This is a genomic window from Acidocella sp. (genome assembly GCF_050253495.1).
In the GTDB taxonomy this organism is placed as follows: Bacteria; Pseudomonadota; Alphaproteobacteria; order Acetobacterales; family Acetobacteraceae; genus Acidocella.
This window is the reverse complement of the sequence record NZ_JBFWIX010000001.1, coordinates 228650-247227: the sequence shown is the minus strand read 5'-3', so window position 1 is coordinate 247227 and position 18578 is coordinate 228650. Positions and strand designations below refer to the sequence as shown.

Sequence of the window (18578 nt, the reverse complement as noted above, 5' to 3'; positions counted from 1 at the left end):
TCAGGCCCAGGGCAATGCCCGCCCATATGGGGCGTGGAGATGGCCCAGGCTCATTGTCCGGCGCGCCGCCGGATCCGGCCGGATTGCCGGCGCTATCGACGATCAGGACACTAAGCGGCCGCCGCCTCCGCCGTGGCGGGCTGGTCCTGCCCGAACAGGAAATCTATGTCGGCGGAGTTGAACGCCATGCCGCCCGCCTCATGGAAGGCGATGCTCGCCAGTTCGGCCTTGCGCTGCTGCAATTCCAGAATCCGTTCTTCCACGGTGTCGGTGGCGATCAGCTTGTACACGAACACGGATTTGGTCTGGCCGATGCGGTGCGCGCGGTCGGAGGCCTGCGCCTCGATGGCCGGGTTCCACCACGGGTCGTAGTGAATGACCGTATCCGCCGAGGTCAGGTTCAAGCCGCGTCCACCCGCCTTCAGCGAGATCAGGAACAAGGGCACTTCCCCCGCCTCGAAGCGCTGCACCGGGGTGGCGCGGTCGCGCGTGTCGCCGCGCAGCTCCACGAACGGTATGCCCGCCTCATCGAGGCGCGGCTTGATCAGGTCCAGCATCGAGGTGAATTGCGAGAAGACCAGGATCCGCCGCCCTTCCGGGATCAGCTCCTGCACCATCTCCATCAGATCATCCAGCTTGGCGGAGCTTTCCGTGCCGCGCCCATTGCCCAGCTTCACCAAGCGCGGGTCGCAGCAGGCCTGGCGCAGCTTCAGCAGCGCATCCAGCACGATGACGCGGCTTTGCGCCAGGGTGCGCTCGGCCATCTGTTCCTTCACGGTCTCGTACAGCGTGCCGCGAATGGTCTCGTATAGCTCGCGCTGATCCGGAGCCAGGGAGATGCGCCGCAGGATGGTGTGCTTGGGCGGCAGCTCCGTCGCCACCTCGGATTTCGTGCGGCGCAGGATGAAGGGTTGGATGCGGTTGATCAACTGGCCGCGCACCACCGGGTCGGCATTCTTTTCGATCGGCGTGCGGAAACGCTTGGTGAAGCCGCGCCTGTCGCCCAGCAGGCCGGGCATCAGGAAGGCGAATTGCGACCATAGCTCGTCCAGATTATTCTCGATCGGCGTGCCGGAGAGGCAGATCTTGTTATCCGCCTTCAACTGGCACACGGCGCGTGTCGCCCGCGCCTCGGGGGATTTGATGGCCTGCGCCTCGTCCAGCACCACCATATGCCAGGGCAGGGGCTTCATGAACTCGATGTCGCGGGTCAGCACCGTGTAGGTGGTCACCACCACATTGGTGTCGTCCAGATTGTCGCGCTTCTCATGCCGCTCCATGCCGTGCAGCACCACGGTTTTCAGATGCGGGGCGAATTTGCGCAGCTCGGCGGTCCAGTTCGCCACCAGCGAGGTCGGCACCACGATCAGCGCCGGCGCGCTCAGCCGCCCCTCGGCATGCTCCACGCAGATATGGGCGATGGTCTGGGCGGTCTTGCCCAGGCCCATATCGTCAGCCAGGAAGGCACCCAGCCCGTGGCTGGCCAGATGTTGCAGCCAGTCCACGCCATGCTGCTGATAAGGGCGCAGCGACCCCTTGAACGCCCCCGGCACCTCCACGGGGATGATCTCCGGTTCGCCCCGGAAGCGCTCCACATAAGCCTCGATGTCCGCCGCGTTCTGCCAGGAGGTGGTCAGCACATCCTCAAGGTCCAGCACCGTGGCGGCGGCTCCCACCGGCAGCACCAGGTTTTTCTCCGCCGTGCGCCCGGCCGCCTCGATCAGGTCGCCCATCACGTTCAGCAGGCGCTTGATGCGTTCCGCCGGCAGCTTGATCACCCGGCCATCGTCGAGCGAGGTGATGATCTCCCCCTCCACGATCTGCGCGGCCTCGTAACCGCCGCGCGCCAGCAGATGCTCCAGAATCGGCAGCAGCGCGTGGCGCTCGCCATCGATCTCGATGCCGAATTCGAGGGAGAATGTGCCCTTTTCCCCATCCTGCACCACCATGTCGAGACTGCCGACATTGTCGGCCAGCTGCGGGCCGAAATTCGCGTCGATCTGGCTATGCCAGCCCAGGGCGGTCAGCTCGGGCACACGCACCGCGACGAAATGGTGCCATTTGGCGGAAGCTTCCTCGCCCCGGAAGACCAGCACCCGCTGGCCCCGGGCGGATTTGCCGTCCGCCACGCGCATCTGCACGAAACCGTCCGGGCGAAGCTGGTCCAGGGCCTCGGCCTCGGCCGCAGGGTCGCGGCGGATGAAGGCCATCTGCCCGCCGGAGCGCACGCGCACGAACTGGTTTTCCTCGGACCCGTCCACCCGCACGCCGCCATAATCGAAATCCAGCGTCAGCACGTCGATCATGCGTTGGCGGTTGAATTCATCCGGCCCGGCGACACGGCGCAGCCGCAGCACCGGCACGGCCTTGCGCTCCAGCACGGTGGCGCCCGGTTCCGGCGCCTCGGGGGCCATGGGCAGCAAGGTGGCGGCCGGGCGGGCGCGCCGGCCGGTGGGGCGCGGGCGCGCGGGCGGCGGTGTGTAGGTGCGTTCCTGCGCCGGCACGATGGTGTCGATCAGGCCCTTCGGCTCGGCCTTGCGCAGTTCGGGGAATTTCGCCAGCGCCGCCAGGGCGGTGGCGGCCAGATGCCGGCAGCCGCGCTCGCCGCAGGTGCATTCACGCTCGGCGAAAGAGACGCGGCTGCCCTTTTTCTCCGGCGTGATGGAGGTGATGCGCTTGGTGCCGTCCATATCCTCGACGGTTCCTTCGATGGTATCGCCCACCAGCTTCACATCCTTCACGAAGCCAAGCGCGATCACGCTCTGAGCCCGGCGGATAATGGCTGAATCGAAGATACGGTCAAAATCTTCGGCGGAAAATGGCACCGGCATCGGCTATATTTAAACTCCCCACTCACCAGCCCGGAGAATGGCCGGGCGAAAGGGTGTAATACCGGCTTCTCAGGAAAAGGCCAGAGGAATTACAGCGAATATTGCGGGAGGCTGACCCGAGCTATTTGATAAGGTTGGTAAACCCGTTGGTTAGCGGATAGCGCCTGTCCCGCCCGAAGGCCTTCGCGGTGATCTTGACCCCCGGCGGGGCCTGGCGGCGCTTATATTCCGCCCGGTCCAGCAGCTTGATCACCCGCAGCACGGTGGCGCGCTCGAATCCCCGCGCCACGATCTCGTCGGCCGAGCATTCGCCCTCGATCAGCTGTTCCAGGATCGCATCCAGCACCTCGTAGGGGGGCAGGCTGTCCTGGTCGGTCTGGTTGTCGCGCAATTCGGCCGAGGGCGGCTTGGTGATGATCCGCTCCGGCATGGCCGGGCCGGGCTTGGTGAGCGCGCCTTGCGGGTGGTTCTCGTTGCGCCAGCGCGAAAGCTCGAACACGGTGGTTTTGTAGATATCCTTCAGCACCGAGTAGCCGCCGCACATATCGCCATAAAGCGTGGCGTAACCGACTGACATTTCAGACTTGTTGCCCGTGGTCAGCAGCATGGGGCCGAATTTGTTGGAAATCGCCATCAAGATCAGCCCACGGGAGCGGGACTGGATATTCTCCTCCGTGATATCCACCGCCTTGCCCGTGAAGGCGGGCGCCAGCGCGGTGGAAAAGGCCTCCATCGCCCCGGAGATGGGGATGGTCTCATAGGGGATTCCCAGCATCCGCGCGCAATCGGCGGCGTCTTCCAGGCTATGGGCGGAGGTATAGGGGCTGGGCAGCATCACCGCGCGCACCCGCTCCGGCCCCAGCGCATCGGCGGCCACGGCGGCGGAGATGGCGGAATCGATGCCGCCCGAAAGCCCCAGCACCACGCCGGGAAAGCCGTTCTTGTTCACATAATCGCGCAGGCCCCACATCATCGCCTGATAGATCAGCTCGAAACGCTCAGGTTCCGGAGAGAGCGGCTGCTGGGCGCAGACCAGTCCGGTCTCGGTGCGGGTCCAGCGCGTCAGCGTCACCGCTTCCTGGAAATGCGGCATCTGCACCGCCAGCGAGCGGTCGGCGTTCAGCACGAAGGAGGCGCCGTCGAACACCACCTCATCCTGTCCGCAGACCTGGGCGGCGAACATATAAGGCAGCCCGGTCTCCACCACGCGCTCCACGGCCAGTGTCACGCGCAGGCTCTGCTTGCCGTCCTCGTAAGGGGAGCCATTGATGGAGAGCAGCATCTCCGCCCCGGTTTCGGCCAATGTTTCCGGGACATGGGGGAACCACCAATCCTCGCAGATCAGCAGCCCCAGCCGGAAGCCCCTGAATGGCACCGGCCCGGCGGGCAGCCCCTGGTCGAAGACGCGTTTTTCGTCGAACACGCCGTAATTGGGCAGTTCCACCTTGGTGCGCCGCGCCGCGATCCGCCCGCCTTCCAGCAGGAAGGCGGCGTTATACAGCTTGTCGCCCTCCCGCCAGGGCAGGCCCACGATCAGCCCTGGCCCACCATCGGCGGTGTCTTTCGCCAGTTCCGCCGCCGCCGCCTCGCAGGCGGCCACGAAAGCCGGTTTCAGCACCAGATCCTCCGGCGGATAGCCGGCGATGGATAGCTCGGGCGTGACCACAAGATCCGCCCCCAGCTTCGCGCCCGCCGCCCGCGCGGCACGGAGCTTTGCCAGATTCTGGTCGATGGCGCCCAGATGTGGATTGATCTGCGCGATGGCGATGTTCAGCGTCTCGGTCATCTTCAGCCCCAAACTCGTCCGGCGGTGCCTTAGCTTTTGTCGTGACGCAGCAGGAATTCACGCCCGATCTTCACGCGCGGCACCCCGTCATAAGCGACGATGTCCGCCGTGGCATAGGTTTCGCTCCAGCTTTCGGGGATGAAGCTGCCCGTGCCCACCACGTCGATCGGCGCCTTGGCATCCGCCATCACCGAGCATTTTTCCACCCCGAACCCCGAGGAGGCGACGATTCTCACCGCCGGAAACCCCGCCTCGTTCAGAACTTCCCGCATTTTCCAGATGGCGGCGGCGGAGACGCCGGTGCCGATCAGATAGCCAAGCTCGCGCTGGCTGCGATAGCGGCGCAGCGCGCCCGGGGCGTTGCGCTCCAGCACGGCATAGCTCTCCTGCGGGCCCAACCCTTGCAGATAGCGTCCGCCATGCGTGTCCAGCCGCACGGAGAGTTTTCCAGCACCGGCCATCTCGGGAAAATGGCGGCAGACTTCCAGCGCATCGGTGATCTCATGGCCGAAATAATCCACCAGCACGGTCAGGGGCTCTTCCGGGAAGGTCTCCACGAACATTTCCGCCGCCCGCAGCGTGGACCCGGCATAGCCGATCAGCGCATGCGGCATTGTGCCATAGCCCTTCGGCGCGCCGAAATAATGCGCGGTCCAGTCGTTGGCGTTGCCGATGAAGCCCTTGGCACCTTCCGCCTGCGCGGCGCGCGAGCCGACGGCGCAGGCATAGGCCATGATCTCCTGCATCTCGGCCCCGGCGCAATGGCGCGCCTCCATGGCCAGGAAGGCGGATTTCGGCAAGGCGGCGGCCATCTGGAAGGCATTGTGCGCCGCCACGCAGGCCGCGCCGATCTTTTGCAGGGCCAGCGTCTCCAGATCCGAGAGCGCCACGAAGGAGCCGGTGACATAGGCCAGCGGTTCACCGGCGCCCACCCATTCGCCTTCCTTATGGGGCAGCTCGATCGTGAAATCCTGTCCTCTCGCCTTGCCCACGGCGTTCAGCCACTCCACCATGATCGCCGGGGCGCAGACCACCGGGCGGCGCAGGAAGATGGCATAGGTGACCACGGCATCGCCGAACCGGGCGACAATGTCGCGGGTCCGGTTGAAATAGGCGTCGGTCCGCGCGGCGATTTCACCCGCGGACAATGGCACCGGCGTCACGCCGCGGCCCGCGACGCGCGGCGGGACTTCAGCTCCTCGGCCAGGTAGAATGCCACCTCCAGCGCCTGTTCGGCATTTAGCCGTGGATCGCAGAATGTTTCATAGCGTGTGCCGAGCCCCTCTTCCGAGAGGCCGCGCGCCCCGCCCACGCATTCGGTCACGTTCTGGCCGGTCATTTCCAGATGCGCCCCCGCCGCGATCGTGCCTTCGGCCTGATGCGCGTCGAAAAAGCCGCGTAGTTCGGTCACGATGTCGTCGAACCGGCGGGTTTTCACCTTGGCGGCGGTGGTGATGCCGTTGCCGTGCATCGCATCGCACTGCCAGACCGGCGCGCGGCCGGCCCGCTTGACCGCGCGCAGCAGGGGGGGCAGCTTTTCGGCCACCTTGCCCGCCCCCATGCGGGTGATCAGCGTCAGGCGGCCGGGCTCGTTCTGCGGGTCCAGCACATCCATGACCCGCAGCAGCTCGTCCGGCGTCATGCTCGGCCCCACCTTCATGCCGATCGGGTTCTTGATGCCGCGCATGAATTCCACATGCGCCCCGTCGAGCTGCCGTGTCCGGTCGCCGATCCACAGAAAATGCGCCGAGCAGGCATAATGATCCCCGGTGGTGGAATCCACGCGGGTGAGCGCCTGCTCATAGGGCAGGAGCAGCGCCTCGTGGCTGGTATAGAAATCCGTTTCGCGGATCTGCGGCGTTTCGGCGCTGGTCAGGCCGCAAGCGGCCATGAAGCCCAGCGTCTCGTCGATGCGCGCCGCGAGATCCCGGTATTTCGCCGCCAGGGGGGAATGCTGCACGAAATCCAGGTTCCAGCGGTGCACCTGATGCAGGTCCGCATAACCGCCGGAGGCGAAGGCGCGCAGCAGGTTGAGCGTGCCGGCGGACTGGAAATAGCCGAACTCCATGCGGGCCGGGTCCGCGATCCGCGCCGCGGCGGAAAATTCCGGCCCGTTGATGATATCGCCCTGGTAGGAGGGCAGGGTGGTGGCGCCGATGGTCTCGGTGTCGGAGGAACGGGGCTTGGCGAACTGCCCGGCCATGCGGCCCAGCTTCACCACCGGCATGGCGCCGCCGAAGGTCAGCACCACCGCCATTTGCAGCAGCACGCGGAAGCTGTCGCGGATGATGTTGGCGGTGAAATCCCCGAAGCTCTCGGCACAATCGCCGCCTTGCAGAACAAAGGCCTGCCCCTGCGCCGCCCTGGCGAGCTGCGCCTTCAGGTTCCGTGCCTCGCCGGCGAAAACCAGGGGTGGAAACATGCTCAGGCGCGTCTCCACGGCGGCGAGCTTATCCAGATCGGGATAGCTCGGCACCTGCTTGATCGGGTGGTCGCGCCAGCTGCTCGGCGTCCAGCCGGACGTCAACTCGGCTGGGGTGATCGTATCCATATCGTCTCCAAAGGGCGTTCCTTATCGCCTTAATTAAGCGCGTTTCACGCCGGAGCGCTACTCACCGGCCCGCAACGGCCCGGCAACCCTGCCACGCGCCACGCCGGGGGCGGGGTTGGTTTTTACCGGGTCTGCGTGCGCATGGTCACGAATTCTTCCGCCGCCGTGGGGTGGATGCCGATGGTCCGGTCGAAATCCGCCTTCGTCGCCCCCGCGGTGATCGCCACCGCCAGACCCTGCATGATCTCCGGCGCGTCCTCGCCCAGCATGTGCGCGCCCAGGACCTTGTCGGTGTTGGCGTCCACGATCAGCTTCATCAGCGTCTTGCGGCTCCGCCCGGAGATGGTGTGGCGCATGGGGGTGAATTTGGAGACGAAGATTTTCGAGCCGGCCGGGGCTTGCGCCTCGGTGACCCCCACCGTCGCGATGGGCGGAATGGAGAAGACGGCCGTCGGCACATTGTCCAGACTGACCCCGCGCGGATGGCCGCCAAACAGCGAGTCCGCCAGCGCATGCCCTTCCGCGGTCGCCACGGGGGTCAGGTTGAGCCGGTCCGTCACGTCGCCGAGCGCGTAGATATTGGCGATATTGGTGGCGAAATCCGGCCCCACCGGGATCTCGCCCTTGGCGCCGGTTCGCACCCCGGCGGCTTCCAGGTTCAGGCCCTTGGTATTGGGCGCCCGGCCGGTGGCGAAGAAAACCAGATCGACCCCCAGAACCTCGCCATTGGACAGGGAGAGCTGCTTGCCCTCCCCATCCGCCGTGATGGCGGCGGGGGTGGTGCCGGGATGCAGTGTCACGTTGTTTCCCGCCAGCTCTTCGGCCAGCATGCCGCGCAGATCCTCGTCGAAACCGCGCAGCGGCAAAGGCTGGCGGTAGACCAGATGCGTTTGCGCCCCCAGCCCGGCGAAAATGCCGGCGAACTCAACGGCGATATAGCCGCTGCCCACCACGGCCACGCGCTGGGGCATGGTCTTCAGCACGAAAATATCGTCGGAGATCACGGCATGTTCGGCGCCTGGAATGTCGAGCCCCGTCGGGTAGCCGCCCGTGGCGATGACGATCTTTTCCGCCGTTAGGCGCTGACCGCCGACATCGAGGGTGTGGCTGTCTATAAAAACAGCCTTTGTATCGAAAATCTTCGCTCCGGACTTGTTTAAAAGTTGGCGATAGATGGTGTTGAGACGGGCGATTTCCTTGTCCTTCGCCGCGATCAGCGTGGCCCAGTCATGCGCTTCGCGCGTGATGGTCCAGCCGAATCCCCGCGCATCCGACACGGCGGCGCCATATTCGGCCGCCATGACCATGAATTTTTTCGGCACGCAGCCGACATTCACGCAGGTGCCGCCCCAGAAGCGCGATTCCGCCACGCCCACCCGCGCGCCATGGCCCGCCGCGATACGTGCGCAACGCACCCCCGCGGAACCGCCGCCAATCACGAAAAGATCGAAATCCATCATCACAATCCCGTCATTTTGAGGCTTAATTAGTATGGAATTCCTTGAATGACCAATGGTTGTAAGCAATATTTAAGTTACGATTCCGGCTTGAAATCATTTGAGAATGATACGATCATGTTCAGCTAATAATTGATACTTTCTGAGCGGAAAGAGAAGTTCGTTGGGTGTACCGGAACCAAATGATGGGGGTGGGATAAGCGGCGGGGCCTGTCTGCCCGCCGGTTATATCGACAATCTGAGCGACCGGCTTCTTGTCTGCGGGTGGGCGTGGTGCCCCGCCAGTCCCGACGAGCGGCTGGAGGTCGCGTTTTTCATCAATGGCGCGCGGGCGGGCCAGGCCGGTGCTCATCTCTATCGCAAGGATGTGGCGGATGCCGGCAATGGCGATGGCCATTACGGCTTCGCTTGGCCGCTTTCCCTTCAGGCGCTCACCGGAACGGGTGAGATCGTCATCTCGGCCCGTGAGGCGCGCACCGGCCTGGAATTTCCCACCCGCTTGAGCCTTTCGCCAGGGGATCTCGCCGGCCGGCTGGCGGCGTTCGCGGCGCGGCCCGAGACCGTCATGGAGGTACGGCTGGAAGCCTTGCGCGCGGCGTTGCGGCTGGCGCCGGAGGAACCATGGCACGCCATGGCCCTGGCGGTGGCGCTGGGGGAGGCTGGGTCGGCGGCGGAGTCCGCCACCGTGCTGCAAGCGTTGCTCGCGCGGCATCCGGCCTTCTGGCATGGGCATGTCGCGCTGGGGCATCTGGCCCGTCAGGCGGGCGAGCGCGCGCAGGCGCTCGACTGGTTCAGGCAGGCCGCCAGGCTGGTGCCGGAGGATGTCTGGCGCTGGCTGGATATTGCCGAGGAGGAACGGGCCCTTGGCCTGGTCGAGGAAGCCCGGCGGAGCCTGCTGAGGGCGGGGGCGCTGGAGCCCGATTTATGGGCGGTGGAGCTGGGGCTTGGATATTGCGCCCGTGCCTTGGCGGAGCATCATGAGGCGCGCCGGCATTTCGAGACGGCCGCGCGGCGGGCTCCGGAGGAGCTGGCGCCTCGTCTGGGGCTGATCGAGGCGTTGCGTGATTCCGGGGCGCTGGACGAAGCGCGCGAGGCCGCGCTGGCGCTTTTGCGCGATCATCCCGGTCATTTGCCGCTGTTGCTCAATCTTGCCCAGACCGAGCGCCAGGCCGGCCAGGAGGCCGAGGCCGCGCGCTGGTTCGTCGAGGCCTTGGCGCTGGAACCGGACAATCCCACGCTGCTGGCCGAGCTGGCGCGCCAGGAATACCGGCTGGGCCGTCAGCGGGAGAGCAATGAACATCTGACACGCGCCCTGGCGCTCGACCCGGGGCATGTGGATGCGGTGACCCAGCTGGCCAGCCAGGCCTTGACCGTGGGCGATGCCGCCCAGGCTCATGATATTTACCGCGCCGCGGCCGGGCGCCGCCCGGGGGAACTCGCTTTCCGGTTCGGCATGCTGGACACGCTGGCCTGGCAAGGGCGGATTCAGGATGCACTGGCGGGTTTGCAGGCGGTGGAGCTGGAGCATGGCGTGACCCCGCAGCTGCAAAGCTGGCGCATCACGCTGCTGCGCCGCACCGGGCAGATGGACGAGGCATTGCGCGCCGCGCGTGAGGCCACGGCCGCGGCACCGCAGCAGACCTGGCTGTGGAATGAGCGCTTCCAGACCGAACTGCTCGCCGGTTCGGACGCAATGGTGCAGAAATGCCTGTTCGGCATTCCCGCCGCCACCCGGCCCGAGCACGCCATCAAGCGCCGTTCCGTCGGCGCGCTGGCGGAAAGCCTGTGGCAGATCGATTGCGCCCTTGAATATTACGAAGGCGCGGCGGGGCTGAATCCCAACGATGCCGGGTTGCAGGAAGCCCTCACGCGCGTGAAGCTGATGCGGCTCGACCTGCCCGGCGCGCGGCGGCATTTGCGCCGTCATTATGAGCTGGTGGCCGCCGAGCGCCGGTTGCGTGGGGAGTCCCTGAATATCTCGCAATCCCTGCTGGGCCAGATGATCGATGAATACGCCCTTGACCAGGAGCTGGCCGGGGCGATTCATGCTTTGAGCGTCCAGCCCGCCCGCAACCGGCTGGAGCCCCTGGCCGCCCTGGTGCGCGAGGCGCCCGACAGCACGGCCCCCGCCGCCAGCCTGCTTTTGGCCATGCGCCAGGCGGAGGGGCTGGAGTTCATACCCCAGGCGGAAGGAGCACCGGCCATTCCCCGGGTCATCAACGCGTTTTGGGACAGGCCCGAGCCGCCCGAGGATGTCGCGGACATGATGCGCAGCTGGCGCGACCGCAACCCAGATTATGAGTGGCGCTGTTTCGATGAGGCGCGCGCGCGCGCCTATCTGGCCTCGAAATTTCCGGGGCCCGTTTCGCAGGCTTATCAACGCGTGCGGGAGATACCGCAAAAGGCCGATCTTTTCCGGCTGGCGCTGCTGGTGGCGGAAGGCGGTATATATGCCGATGCCGACGATCGCTGCCTGCGCGCCTTGGACATGGTGCTGCCCCGGCGCGCGGCCCTGGTGCTGGCGCAGGAGGAGTTTGGCTGCGCGGCCAATCATTTCATCGCCGCGGTGCCGGGGCACCCCGTGTTGCAGGCGGCGCTGCGCGCGGTGGTGACGGCGCTGAATCGCGGCGACAATGAAATTCCCTGGCTGCTATCCGGCCCGGGCTTGCTGACCAGGGTGCTGGCGCAATATCTGGCCATGCGCGGTGTTCTGGCGGGGTTGCCGCCGGGGGTCGCGCTGCTGGACCGGCGTGCGCTGGGGCATGGCGTGGCATCGGGCTGTTTCGCCACGTACAAATCTTACAATATGCGCCATCGCAAGCGCATCGACGCCGCCGCCGGCAAGGCCTCGTAACGGCCCGGTTGTGTCAGGGTGTTAGAGCGCCAGGCGCGGGTTGGCTCACATTGGCTTCCGTGCCGCGTTTCATGGATTTCCGGCTGGGTTTGACCGGCATGGCGGGCTTGGGCCCGGCCTCCTCCAGAATCAGGCGCGTCAGCCGGTCGAGATCCTCCTGCCGTGAAAAGAAGCCCATGGGCTGTGCGCCCTTGGCCAGCGGGGAGCGCTCTCCGGTGGCGATGTCGTCGATCAGCGTCAGAACCGTTTCGGCATCGGCCGGGAAGGGAAAGACGATTCCAAAACCAGTCTTGCGGATCCGGTCGGCCGGCGCGCCAATATCCGGCGCCAAGGGAATGAAGCCGTGCTTCACCAGTTCCGAGAGCGTGTAGGAATAGGTCTCCGGCCAGGCGGGCAGAAACAGCGACAACCGCCCCTTGGTCTCACGCAGCAATTGCGGTAGGTCCTCGGGTTTGTATTTGCCGGTGATCGTCACATTGCCAACGGCTTTGAGGGCCCGGTCGATATTGGTGTAGCCGATCACCCTGAAATGCAGATGCGGATGCGTCAGCCGGGCCCGGCGCGCGATGTCCAGCAATGTCTGCGAGCCCTTGTGCGGGCCAATGGCCCCCAGCAGCACGATCTCGTCGTCCGTGCCCGTGCGCGCCGCCGCCGCGACGGCCTGGGCGGGCTCGGGGTGGGGCGCGGTTTCGATCTCCACATGCGGGAAAATCTTGCTCAGATAGTGCGCCGCGTTGGCCGAAGGGGCGATGACATGTGTGAAACAGGCCAGCAATTCACCGAAAAGCGCGCGATGTTCGTCCGGGGTCAGCGCGGTCAGCACGGAGGTTTCATGCGCGCCGCCCATTTCGACACAGCGTGCGCAGGTCTGCGCATCCGCGCCGCCGCAGAACCGGCCGATCGCGTCGATCATCGTCACGCGCGGGCAAAAAGCGTAGAAATCATGCGCCCAGTACAGGCTGTGCCGGTTTTGGACCGGGTGTTTCCGTTTCGTTTTCGCATCTTTTTGTTCGGCCTCTCCCCCCCGCAGCCAGCCGCGCAGCGTGGTCAGCACGGGCAGGGGAAGCCCCAGAAGCTGATGCGCCAGCACCAGTTCGGGCGCGGCGCTGTCCAGCAGGGCGAATAATTCGTCCGTCTCTTCGGCCGTGAAATGCGCGCACAGCAATGGCGCCTCGCAGCTCAGCTCGATCAAGCCGGTCGCCGTCAGGCTGAGGGAAAGGCGCGTGGCGCCGCCATAGCCGATCCGGTTTTCGATGTCGTGGATGGCCTTGGGCGTGCCGCCCTCCAGCGCGTTGGAGATGACCAGCGCGAAGCGCGTGCCCGCGTCGCGCGCGCGGCTCAGCCGGGCACGGTCCAGCGCCCAGCGCATTCGGCGCAGCCCGTCCTGTTTTTCAAACGCCATGATCAGCGGTGTATATTCCGGGTAGAGCGCGTTTAGCCGGGGCTGGTTCTGCGCGATCAGGCTCGCGCGCTCATTGCCGAAGGAGATGCTCTCCTTATGTTCCACGATCACGCCGCCCGCCGCCACGTTCCGGTAGCCGAATGCCGCGGCGCGGGCGCAGAAATCGTTCTCCTCGCCATAGCCGCGCCCGAACGCCTCATCCAGGAAGCCGATGCGCTGGACCACCTCGTCCTTGATCAGCATGCAGAAACCATGACCGGTCGGCACGTCTTCGCAACGCCCGGCATTCTCGGCCAGGGCGAGGGCCGCGAGGGTGGGCCAGTCAATGTCTGGCAGTGAAGTTTCGCGCAATTCCGCGCAAGGATAGGAGAAGATGGTCGCGTTGTTGGACATCGCTGTCACGGTGCCGATTTCGGGATGCGCGTGGGCGACGCGGATCATTTCATCCAGTCCGCCCGCATGCAGCACCGTGTCGGCGTTGAGCAGCAGCATGTCCAGCCCCTTGGCCAGTGTCATGCCGCGATTCACCGTGCCGACGAACCCGAGATTTTCCGCATTGTCCAGCAATGTCACATTCGGCACGGCGCGATAGGCGCCCAGCATGCCCGCCATCTCCGCATCCGGCGAGCAATCGTTGATCAGGATAAGCTGATCGGTTTCATGGTCGCGGTGCGCCAGGACGGATTCGATGCAGGCGCGGGTCACCGCCACGCCGCGATAAATCGGGACGATGATCGCCAGGCGCAGCTTGCCCGGCGCGTGCGCTTGGCTGGGCTGCTTGTTCAGAACCACGCCCTCGCTGGCACGGGTTTTCACGAGATAATCCCGCAGCGCTTCCGTCAGCACCGCCCGCTCGCCAGGGCCGATGCCGGGCAGGCCGCTATTGGCCAGACGCGCGGCCTTGTGAATTGCCGTGACCGCAGCGGGGCGGCCGGCCAGCAGATAAGGGCCCTCGAACAGATCGCGCCGTCCGCCCGCGAAGCGCAACGTCAGGGAGACGGGCTGATCCACGGGGCGCGGCTGGGAGGCCAGCGTGATGTCGAAACCCGGCGTGCCGCAATCGGGAAAATGCGCGCGCACATCCGTGCGTTCCCGCTCGCAGGTGACATTTTCCTCAAGCACGCCGTCGCGATAGATCGATAGCTCGAAGACACGTTTCGGTGCGTCCGGCGCATGGAGCCAGCCCGCCACGCGTTCTGGCGTGATGGTTTCCAGATAGGCGCGCAGGCCGAGATTGCAGGATGTCTGGCCGATCGGCACGCCATCGGCATAAATGTCGAGAATGGTTTCGCCGGCGCCGAAACAATCGCTGTCGAGCGTGAGGGTGAATTTCGCGGGGTTGAAGAGCGGATCCTTGGCGCCGGGCTCGAAGGCGCTGGCGCCGCGCGCGACCTCCAGGCCGGCCTGGTTGACCGCGGTGATGAAGGGGGGCTCGCCACCCTTCATGCGTTCGGAGACCCAACCGGTGACCTTGTCGGTCTCGACCGCGCAGAACCCATCGTACAATCCTGGGCCGACATCCAGGGGCGAGCCGATCAGCTCCTCGCCATCGGCGAAGACACGGAGTTTTTGCGCGTCCGCTCCGAGGGGAACGGCGATTCTGTAGGCCAGGGTGGTGCGGCCCAACCCCAGCGAAGCAAGATCCGGCCGATGCCGCGAGGCACGGCCCTTCGCCAGTAATTTGCCCTCCAGATTCGTGATGGTGATGACGCAATTGCCCGTGTCGGGCACGGAGGCCGCCCAACCGGTGACATAGCTGCCCTCCATCGTGTCCACGTGCCCTTTGACCGCCATTGAGTCTCCGTCCAGTTCCTGCCGCCAGTCCCGTCTTCATCTTGTCCTCCATCAGCCCGCCGCGCTCAAGGCCGCGTTTCGGAAAGGTGAGGATTTTATTGTTGGATCGATGAGAAGGTCAGGGCTTTTCATGAGGGAGGAATGATAATTACGCGAGTTTTATGAAGCCTGTGTTGCGCCGCACAGTGAAGGCTGCTTTAATATTCGCGCACTGATGGTCTTGGCTGGGTGGTTGCGATGCGCTCATATAGTTATTTGATGAGTGATATAGGTCCGGGTGCGGGCCATTATGTCGAGTTGCAAGAAGACAAGCTGCTCCATTTGATCAGGCTGTTGCTGCAATCCGCCGAAATTGACGAGGCGTGGTATCTGCTCACCAATCCCGATGTCGCGGAGGCGGTACGCAGCGGAGAGCTTGCATCCGCCCGCGCGCATTATATCACCGCCGGTTATTTCGAGAACAGGCTGCCACGTCCGGTGACGGTCGATGAAAGCTGGTATCTCTCGGAATATCCCGATGTCGCGGAGGCGATACGTAACGGAACCGTATCTTCTGCCAGCGCGCATTTCGAACATTCGGGCTTCATGGAAGGGCGTTCGCCGCGGGAAGGGTGGTCGGTTCTCCATGATGTGCAACAGGCCGGTTCCACGCGCCGCGTTACCCTCCCGGCCTGAAGGCTGGGGGTGCGGCTTCCTCGGGCAGCCAGTGCGCCCGGTGGCGGCGTTCCATTCCGCTTAAGGCGGGGCGGTGCGTTTCAGCCAGACAGGTGGGCAGGCGGTGAGATGGCTTCCATCCGCGGACAGGGGTTTTTCCAGCGCATCGAGGCGCAGGGTGGCGAGGCCTTGCAGATTCTCGCTTGATCTTAATGTTCCGACATCGTTTCCATCCGCGAGGATCGGCGTCCCCGCCGGAATGCCCGGCCGCTCCAGCTTCACCGGCATCAGCCGGCGTTTGATCAGTCCACGATGTTTCGTGCGCGCGGTCAGTTCCTGGCCCATATAGCAGCCTTTTTTCCAGTCCACGCCGCCAAGTTCGTCAAACCCGGCTTCCAGGAGCAGGGTTTTGTCCGGTTCCAGGTCGGGCGGCCCGTCGGGCAGGCCAAGGGCGATGCGATGCGCGGCATAATCCTGCTCGGTCGCGTTGCAGGGCATGTCGGTTTCGCTCAGGCAGCGATAGCCGGCCTCCGGCAGGCGAGGATCCGCGGCGGTGAGCGGGATGTGCGGCGGGGTGCCCCCCCAGGCCGCATAGATCCTGAAATGTTCCGAGACATCCTTGATCTCGATCTCGGCGCGCAGTTTGTAGCGCCGCAGCTTCTGTGCCAGGGCGGGGATCTCCGCGCGCGGCATGTCCAGCAGCAGGCGCTCGCCATCCGAAAGGATGAAGAAATCCACCAGATATTTGCCCTGGGGGGTCAGCAGGGCGGCCCACACGGCCCGGCCTGGCCCGGCTTTCAGGACATCGTTGCTCACCAGCCCGTTCAGAAAGGCCACGCGGTCGGCCCCGCTGAGTTCCAGAACGCCGCGCCGCGGCAGATGCGCAATCTTGCTCATGCAGAACAAGATGGGCCCATGGCGGGGCCACCGCAAGCCCGCCAGGTTTGCCGTGGGCGCGGCGGCGGGTTACAGCCGCCGGGCATGCGGATTTTGTTCATCACTTCCTCCCGGATCGGCGATGCCGTGATCTCTTGCGGCATCTTGGAGGCGCTGCGCCGGCGCCATCCGCAAGCGCGTTTCACCATTGCCTGCGGCGCGGTGGCGGAGGGCGTGTTCACGCGTTTTCCGGCGCTGGAACGGCTGATCGTGTTCGAGAAGGAGAAATACGATCTGCATTGGTTCCGCCTTTGGACCAGGCTGGTGCCGCATGTCTGGGACATCGCCGTGGATGTGCGCGGCTCGGCCATTACCTTCGCCCTGGGGGCGCGCAAGCGTTATATGTTAAAGGGCGGCCGCCGCCCGGGCCGGCGCTATGCGCAGCTTGGCGCCGCGCTGGGGTTCGACCCGCCGCCCTTGCCCGTGGCCTGGACCGCGCCGGAGGACGACGCCAAGGCCGCCGCCTTGCTGGGGGACGGGCCCGTGATCGCCCTGGCCCCGACGGCCAATTGGGACGGAAAGATCTGGCCGGCGGACCGGTTCGTCAGCCTGTTTCATGAATTGCGGCGCAGATGCCCCGACGCCCGCGCGGCCTTGTTCGGCGGACCGGGGGCGATGGAAGCGGCGCTGGCGGCACCGGTTCTGGAAGCCCTGCCGGACGCCATCGATCTGGTCGGTCGCCTTTCATTGCCGCAAGCCGCCGCCTGCCTGCGCCGGGCCCGGCTGTTCGTGGGCAATGATTCGGGGCTGATGCATCTGGCCGCCGCCGCCGGAACCCCGACCCTGGGATTGTTCGGCCGCTCCAAGGCCAGCGAATATGCCCCCGCCGGGTTGCGTACCGCCATTGCCGTGGCGCCTGGGCCCGAGGGCGAGGCGCCGATGCAGGGGCTTGGCGTCGCCACCGTCGCCACTGCCGCTTTTGAACTTCTCGGCCTATAGGAAAGCCCATGAGCTATGATCTGATCCTGGAAAACGGTGTTCTGGTCCTTCCCTGGGGGGCTTGCGAAGCGGATGTGGCGGTGCGGCACGGCAAGATCGCCGCCATCGGCAAAAATCTCGGGCCGGCGGCCGAGCGCTTCAACGCCAAGGGGCTGCATGTGCTGCCGGGGGTGATCGATCCGCATGTGCATTTCCGCGATGGCGGGCAAGGCGGGGTCGAGGGGGTGGAGGATATGCGCTCAGGCTCCCTGGGCGCGGTGCTGGGCGGGGTGACGGCGGCGTTCGACATGCCCAACACCAAGCCGCCGGCGGTGGATGCGGCGAGCATTCAAGCCAAGCATGATTACATCGAGGGCCATAGCTGGTGCGAGATCGGCATTTTCGCCGGCGCCACGATGGAAAATCTGGACGATACGGGCGCGCTGGAAACTCTGCCCGGCGTTTGCGCCATGAAAGTGTTCGCGGGGTCCTCCACCGGCAATCTGCTGGTCGCGGACGATGCGAGCATCGAGCGGGTGATGCGCTCTGGCCGCCGCCGCGTGGCCTTCCATTCCGAGGATGAAGCCCGGTTGCAGGAGCGCAAGCCGCTCTTCAATCTCGGCGAGCCATACAGCCAGCACGCGGTCTGGCGCGATGAGGAATGCGCCTTCAAGGGAACGCGGCGCATCGCCGCGCTCGCGGCGCGGACGGGCCGCCCGGCGCATATCCTGCACGTCTCCACCGCCGAGGAGTTCGGCTTCCTGAAGGCGCACAAGGATCTGGTGGGCTGTGAGGTGCTGGTGAACCATCTGCTGCAATGCGCGCCGGATGTGTATGAGCGGCTTGGAGGTTATGGGGTGATGAACCCACCCTTGCGCGACAAGCGCCATATGGATGCGGCCTGGGCCGCCGTGGCGGATGGCACGGTGGACAATATCGGCTCCGACCACGCCCCCCACCCGCGCGAGGCCAAGGAACGCCCCTGGCCATCCTGTCATTCCGGCCTGACCGGGGTGCAGACCACGCTGCCCCTGATGCTGACCCAGGTGAATGCGGGGCGGCTTTCGTTGCTGCGCCTGGCGCAATTAATGTCCGAAGGTCCGGCGCGGATTTATGGCGCGGTCGGCAAGGGGCGGATTGTCGCCGGGAATGACGCGGATTTCTCGGTGGTGGATCTCAAGGCCCGGCGCACCATCGAAAATAGCTGGATCGCCAGCCAATGCGGGTGGACGCCTTTCGACGGCACGGCCTGCACAGGCTGGCCGATGGCGACGATCATTCGTGGCCATGTGGTGATGTATGAGGGGCAGGTGAGCGGCGAGCCGGCGGGCCGCGCGGTGCGCTTCCGCTCCTGACCCCCGCTCGCGGGCGATTCCGGGCGGGGCTTTTCAAGGG

General features: G+C 65.6%; 11 protein-coding genes. 4 read left to right on the top strand and 7 right to left on the bottom strand.

What is annotated here, in order from left to right; genetic code table 11:
- Positions 1-110: 110 nt before the first annotated feature.
- The 5 genes from AB7D48_RS01125 to gorA form a co-directional block, all read right to left on the bottom strand.
- The gene (locus tag AB7D48_RS01125) at positions 111-2831 is read right to left on the bottom strand and encodes a DEAD/DEAH box helicase (protein WP_427975347.1); all 2721 of its coding nucleotides are present in this window, start codon (positions 2829-2831) and stop codon (positions 111-113) included.
- Between the two features lie 121 nt (positions 2832-2952).
- Positions 2953-4617 carry an NAD+ synthase gene (locus AB7D48_RS01120; protein WP_427975345.1) on the bottom strand — a complete coding sequence of 555 codons (1665 nt, stop codon included), beginning with the start codon at positions 4615-4617 and terminating at the stop codon, positions 2953-2955.
- Positions 4618-4646: 29 nt separating this feature from the next.
- The gene (locus tag AB7D48_RS01115; protein ID WP_427975657.1) at positions 4647-5765 is read right to left on the bottom strand and encodes a nicotinate phosphoribosyltransferase; all 1119 of its coding nucleotides are present in this window, start codon (positions 5763-5765) and stop codon (positions 4647-4649) included.
- An 11-nt stretch (positions 5766-5776) separates the two neighbouring features.
- Positions 5777-7168: a class II 3-deoxy-7-phosphoheptulonate synthase gene (locus AB7D48_RS01110; protein WP_427975343.1), complete on the bottom strand. Its 1392-nt coding sequence runs from the start codon at positions 7166-7168 to the stop codon at positions 5777-5779.
- Between the two features lie 122 nt (positions 7169-7290).
- The gene (gene gorA, locus AB7D48_RS01105) at positions 7291-8625 is read right to left on the bottom strand and encodes a glutathione-disulfide reductase (RefSeq protein ID WP_427975341.1); all 1335 of its coding nucleotides are present in this window, start codon (positions 8623-8625) and stop codon (positions 7291-7293) included.
- 163 nt (positions 8626-8788) lie between these two features.
- Here gorA and AB7D48_RS01100 point away from each other — a divergent pair, with 163 nt between their 5' ends.
- On the top strand, positions 8789-11479 hold the full coding sequence (locus tag AB7D48_RS01100; protein ID WP_427975339.1) for a glycosyltransferase: 2691 nt from the start codon (positions 8789-8791) through the stop codon (positions 11477-11479).
- 13 nt (positions 11480-11492) lie between these two features.
- Here the strand turns inward: AB7D48_RS01100 and AB7D48_RS01095 are convergent, their stop codons facing one another.
- A complete protein-coding gene (locus tag AB7D48_RS01095) occupies positions 11493-14675 on the bottom strand; it encodes a glycosyltransferase (RefSeq protein ID WP_427975337.1) in 3183 nt (1060 codons plus the stop codon).
- A gap of 258 nt (positions 14676-14933) precedes the next feature.
- Between AB7D48_RS01095 and AB7D48_RS01090 the strand changes: the two genes are divergently transcribed.
- Positions 14934-15350: a hypothetical protein gene (locus AB7D48_RS01090; RefSeq protein ID WP_427975335.1), complete on the top strand. Its 417-nt coding sequence runs from the start codon at positions 14934-14936 to the stop codon at positions 15348-15350.
- Positions 15351-15410: 60 nt separating this feature from the next.
- Here the strand turns inward: AB7D48_RS01090 and AB7D48_RS01085 are convergent, their stop codons facing one another.
- Positions 15411-16226 carry a YgfZ/GcvT domain-containing protein gene (locus AB7D48_RS01085; protein ID WP_427975333.1) on the bottom strand — a complete coding sequence of 272 codons (816 nt, stop codon included), beginning with the start codon at positions 16224-16226 and terminating at the stop codon, positions 15411-15413.
- Positions 16227-16310: 84 nt separating this feature from the next.
- Between AB7D48_RS01085 and AB7D48_RS01080 the strand changes: the two genes are divergently transcribed.
- On the top strand, positions 16311-17204 hold the full coding sequence (locus AB7D48_RS01080; protein WP_427975655.1) for a glycosyltransferase family 9 protein: 894 nt from the start codon (positions 16311-16313) through the stop codon (positions 17202-17204).
- Positions 17205-17212: 8 nt separating this feature from the next.
- Positions 17213-18538: a dihydroorotase gene (locus AB7D48_RS01075; RefSeq protein WP_427975331.1), complete on the top strand. Its 1326-nt coding sequence runs from the start codon at positions 17213-17215 to the stop codon at positions 18536-18538.
- Positions 18539-18578 lie beyond the last annotated feature (40 nt).

Excerpts from the sequence above, each read along its gene's own strand:
- AB7D48_RS01075 (WP_427975331.1), top strand. The coding sequence starts at position 17,213 with ATGAGCTATGATCTGATCCTGGAAAACGGTGTTCTGGTCCTTCCCTGG.
- AB7D48_RS01085 (WP_427975333.1), bottom strand. The coding sequence starts at position 16,226 with ATGAGCAAGATTGCGCATCTGCCGCGGCGCGGCGTTCTGGAACTCAGC.
- AB7D48_RS01110 (WP_427975343.1), bottom strand. The coding sequence starts at position 7,168 with ATGGATACGATCACCCCAGCCGAGTTGACGTCCGGCTGGACGCCGAGC.
- AB7D48_RS01090 (WP_427975335.1), top strand. The coding sequence starts at position 14,934 with ATGAGTGATATAGGTCCGGGTGCGGGCCATTATGTCGAGTTGCAAGAA.
- gorA (WP_427975341.1), bottom strand. The coding sequence starts at position 8,625 with ATGGATTTCGATCTTTTCGTGATTGGCGGCGGTTCCGCGGGGGTGCGT.
- AB7D48_RS01125 (WP_427975347.1), bottom strand. The coding sequence starts at position 2,831 with ATGCCGGTGCCATTTTCCGCCGAAGATTTTGACCGTATCTTCGATTCA.
- AB7D48_RS01080 (WP_427975655.1), top strand. The coding sequence starts at position 16,311 with ATGCGGATTTTGTTCATCACTTCCTCCCGGATCGGCGATGCCGTGATC.
- AB7D48_RS01095 (WP_427975337.1), bottom strand. The coding sequence starts at position 14,675 with ATGGCGGTCAAAGGGCACGTGGACACGATGGAGGGCAGCTATGTCACC.
- AB7D48_RS01120 (WP_427975345.1), bottom strand. The coding sequence starts at position 4,617 with ATGACCGAGACGCTGAACATCGCCATCGCGCAGATCAATCCACATCTG.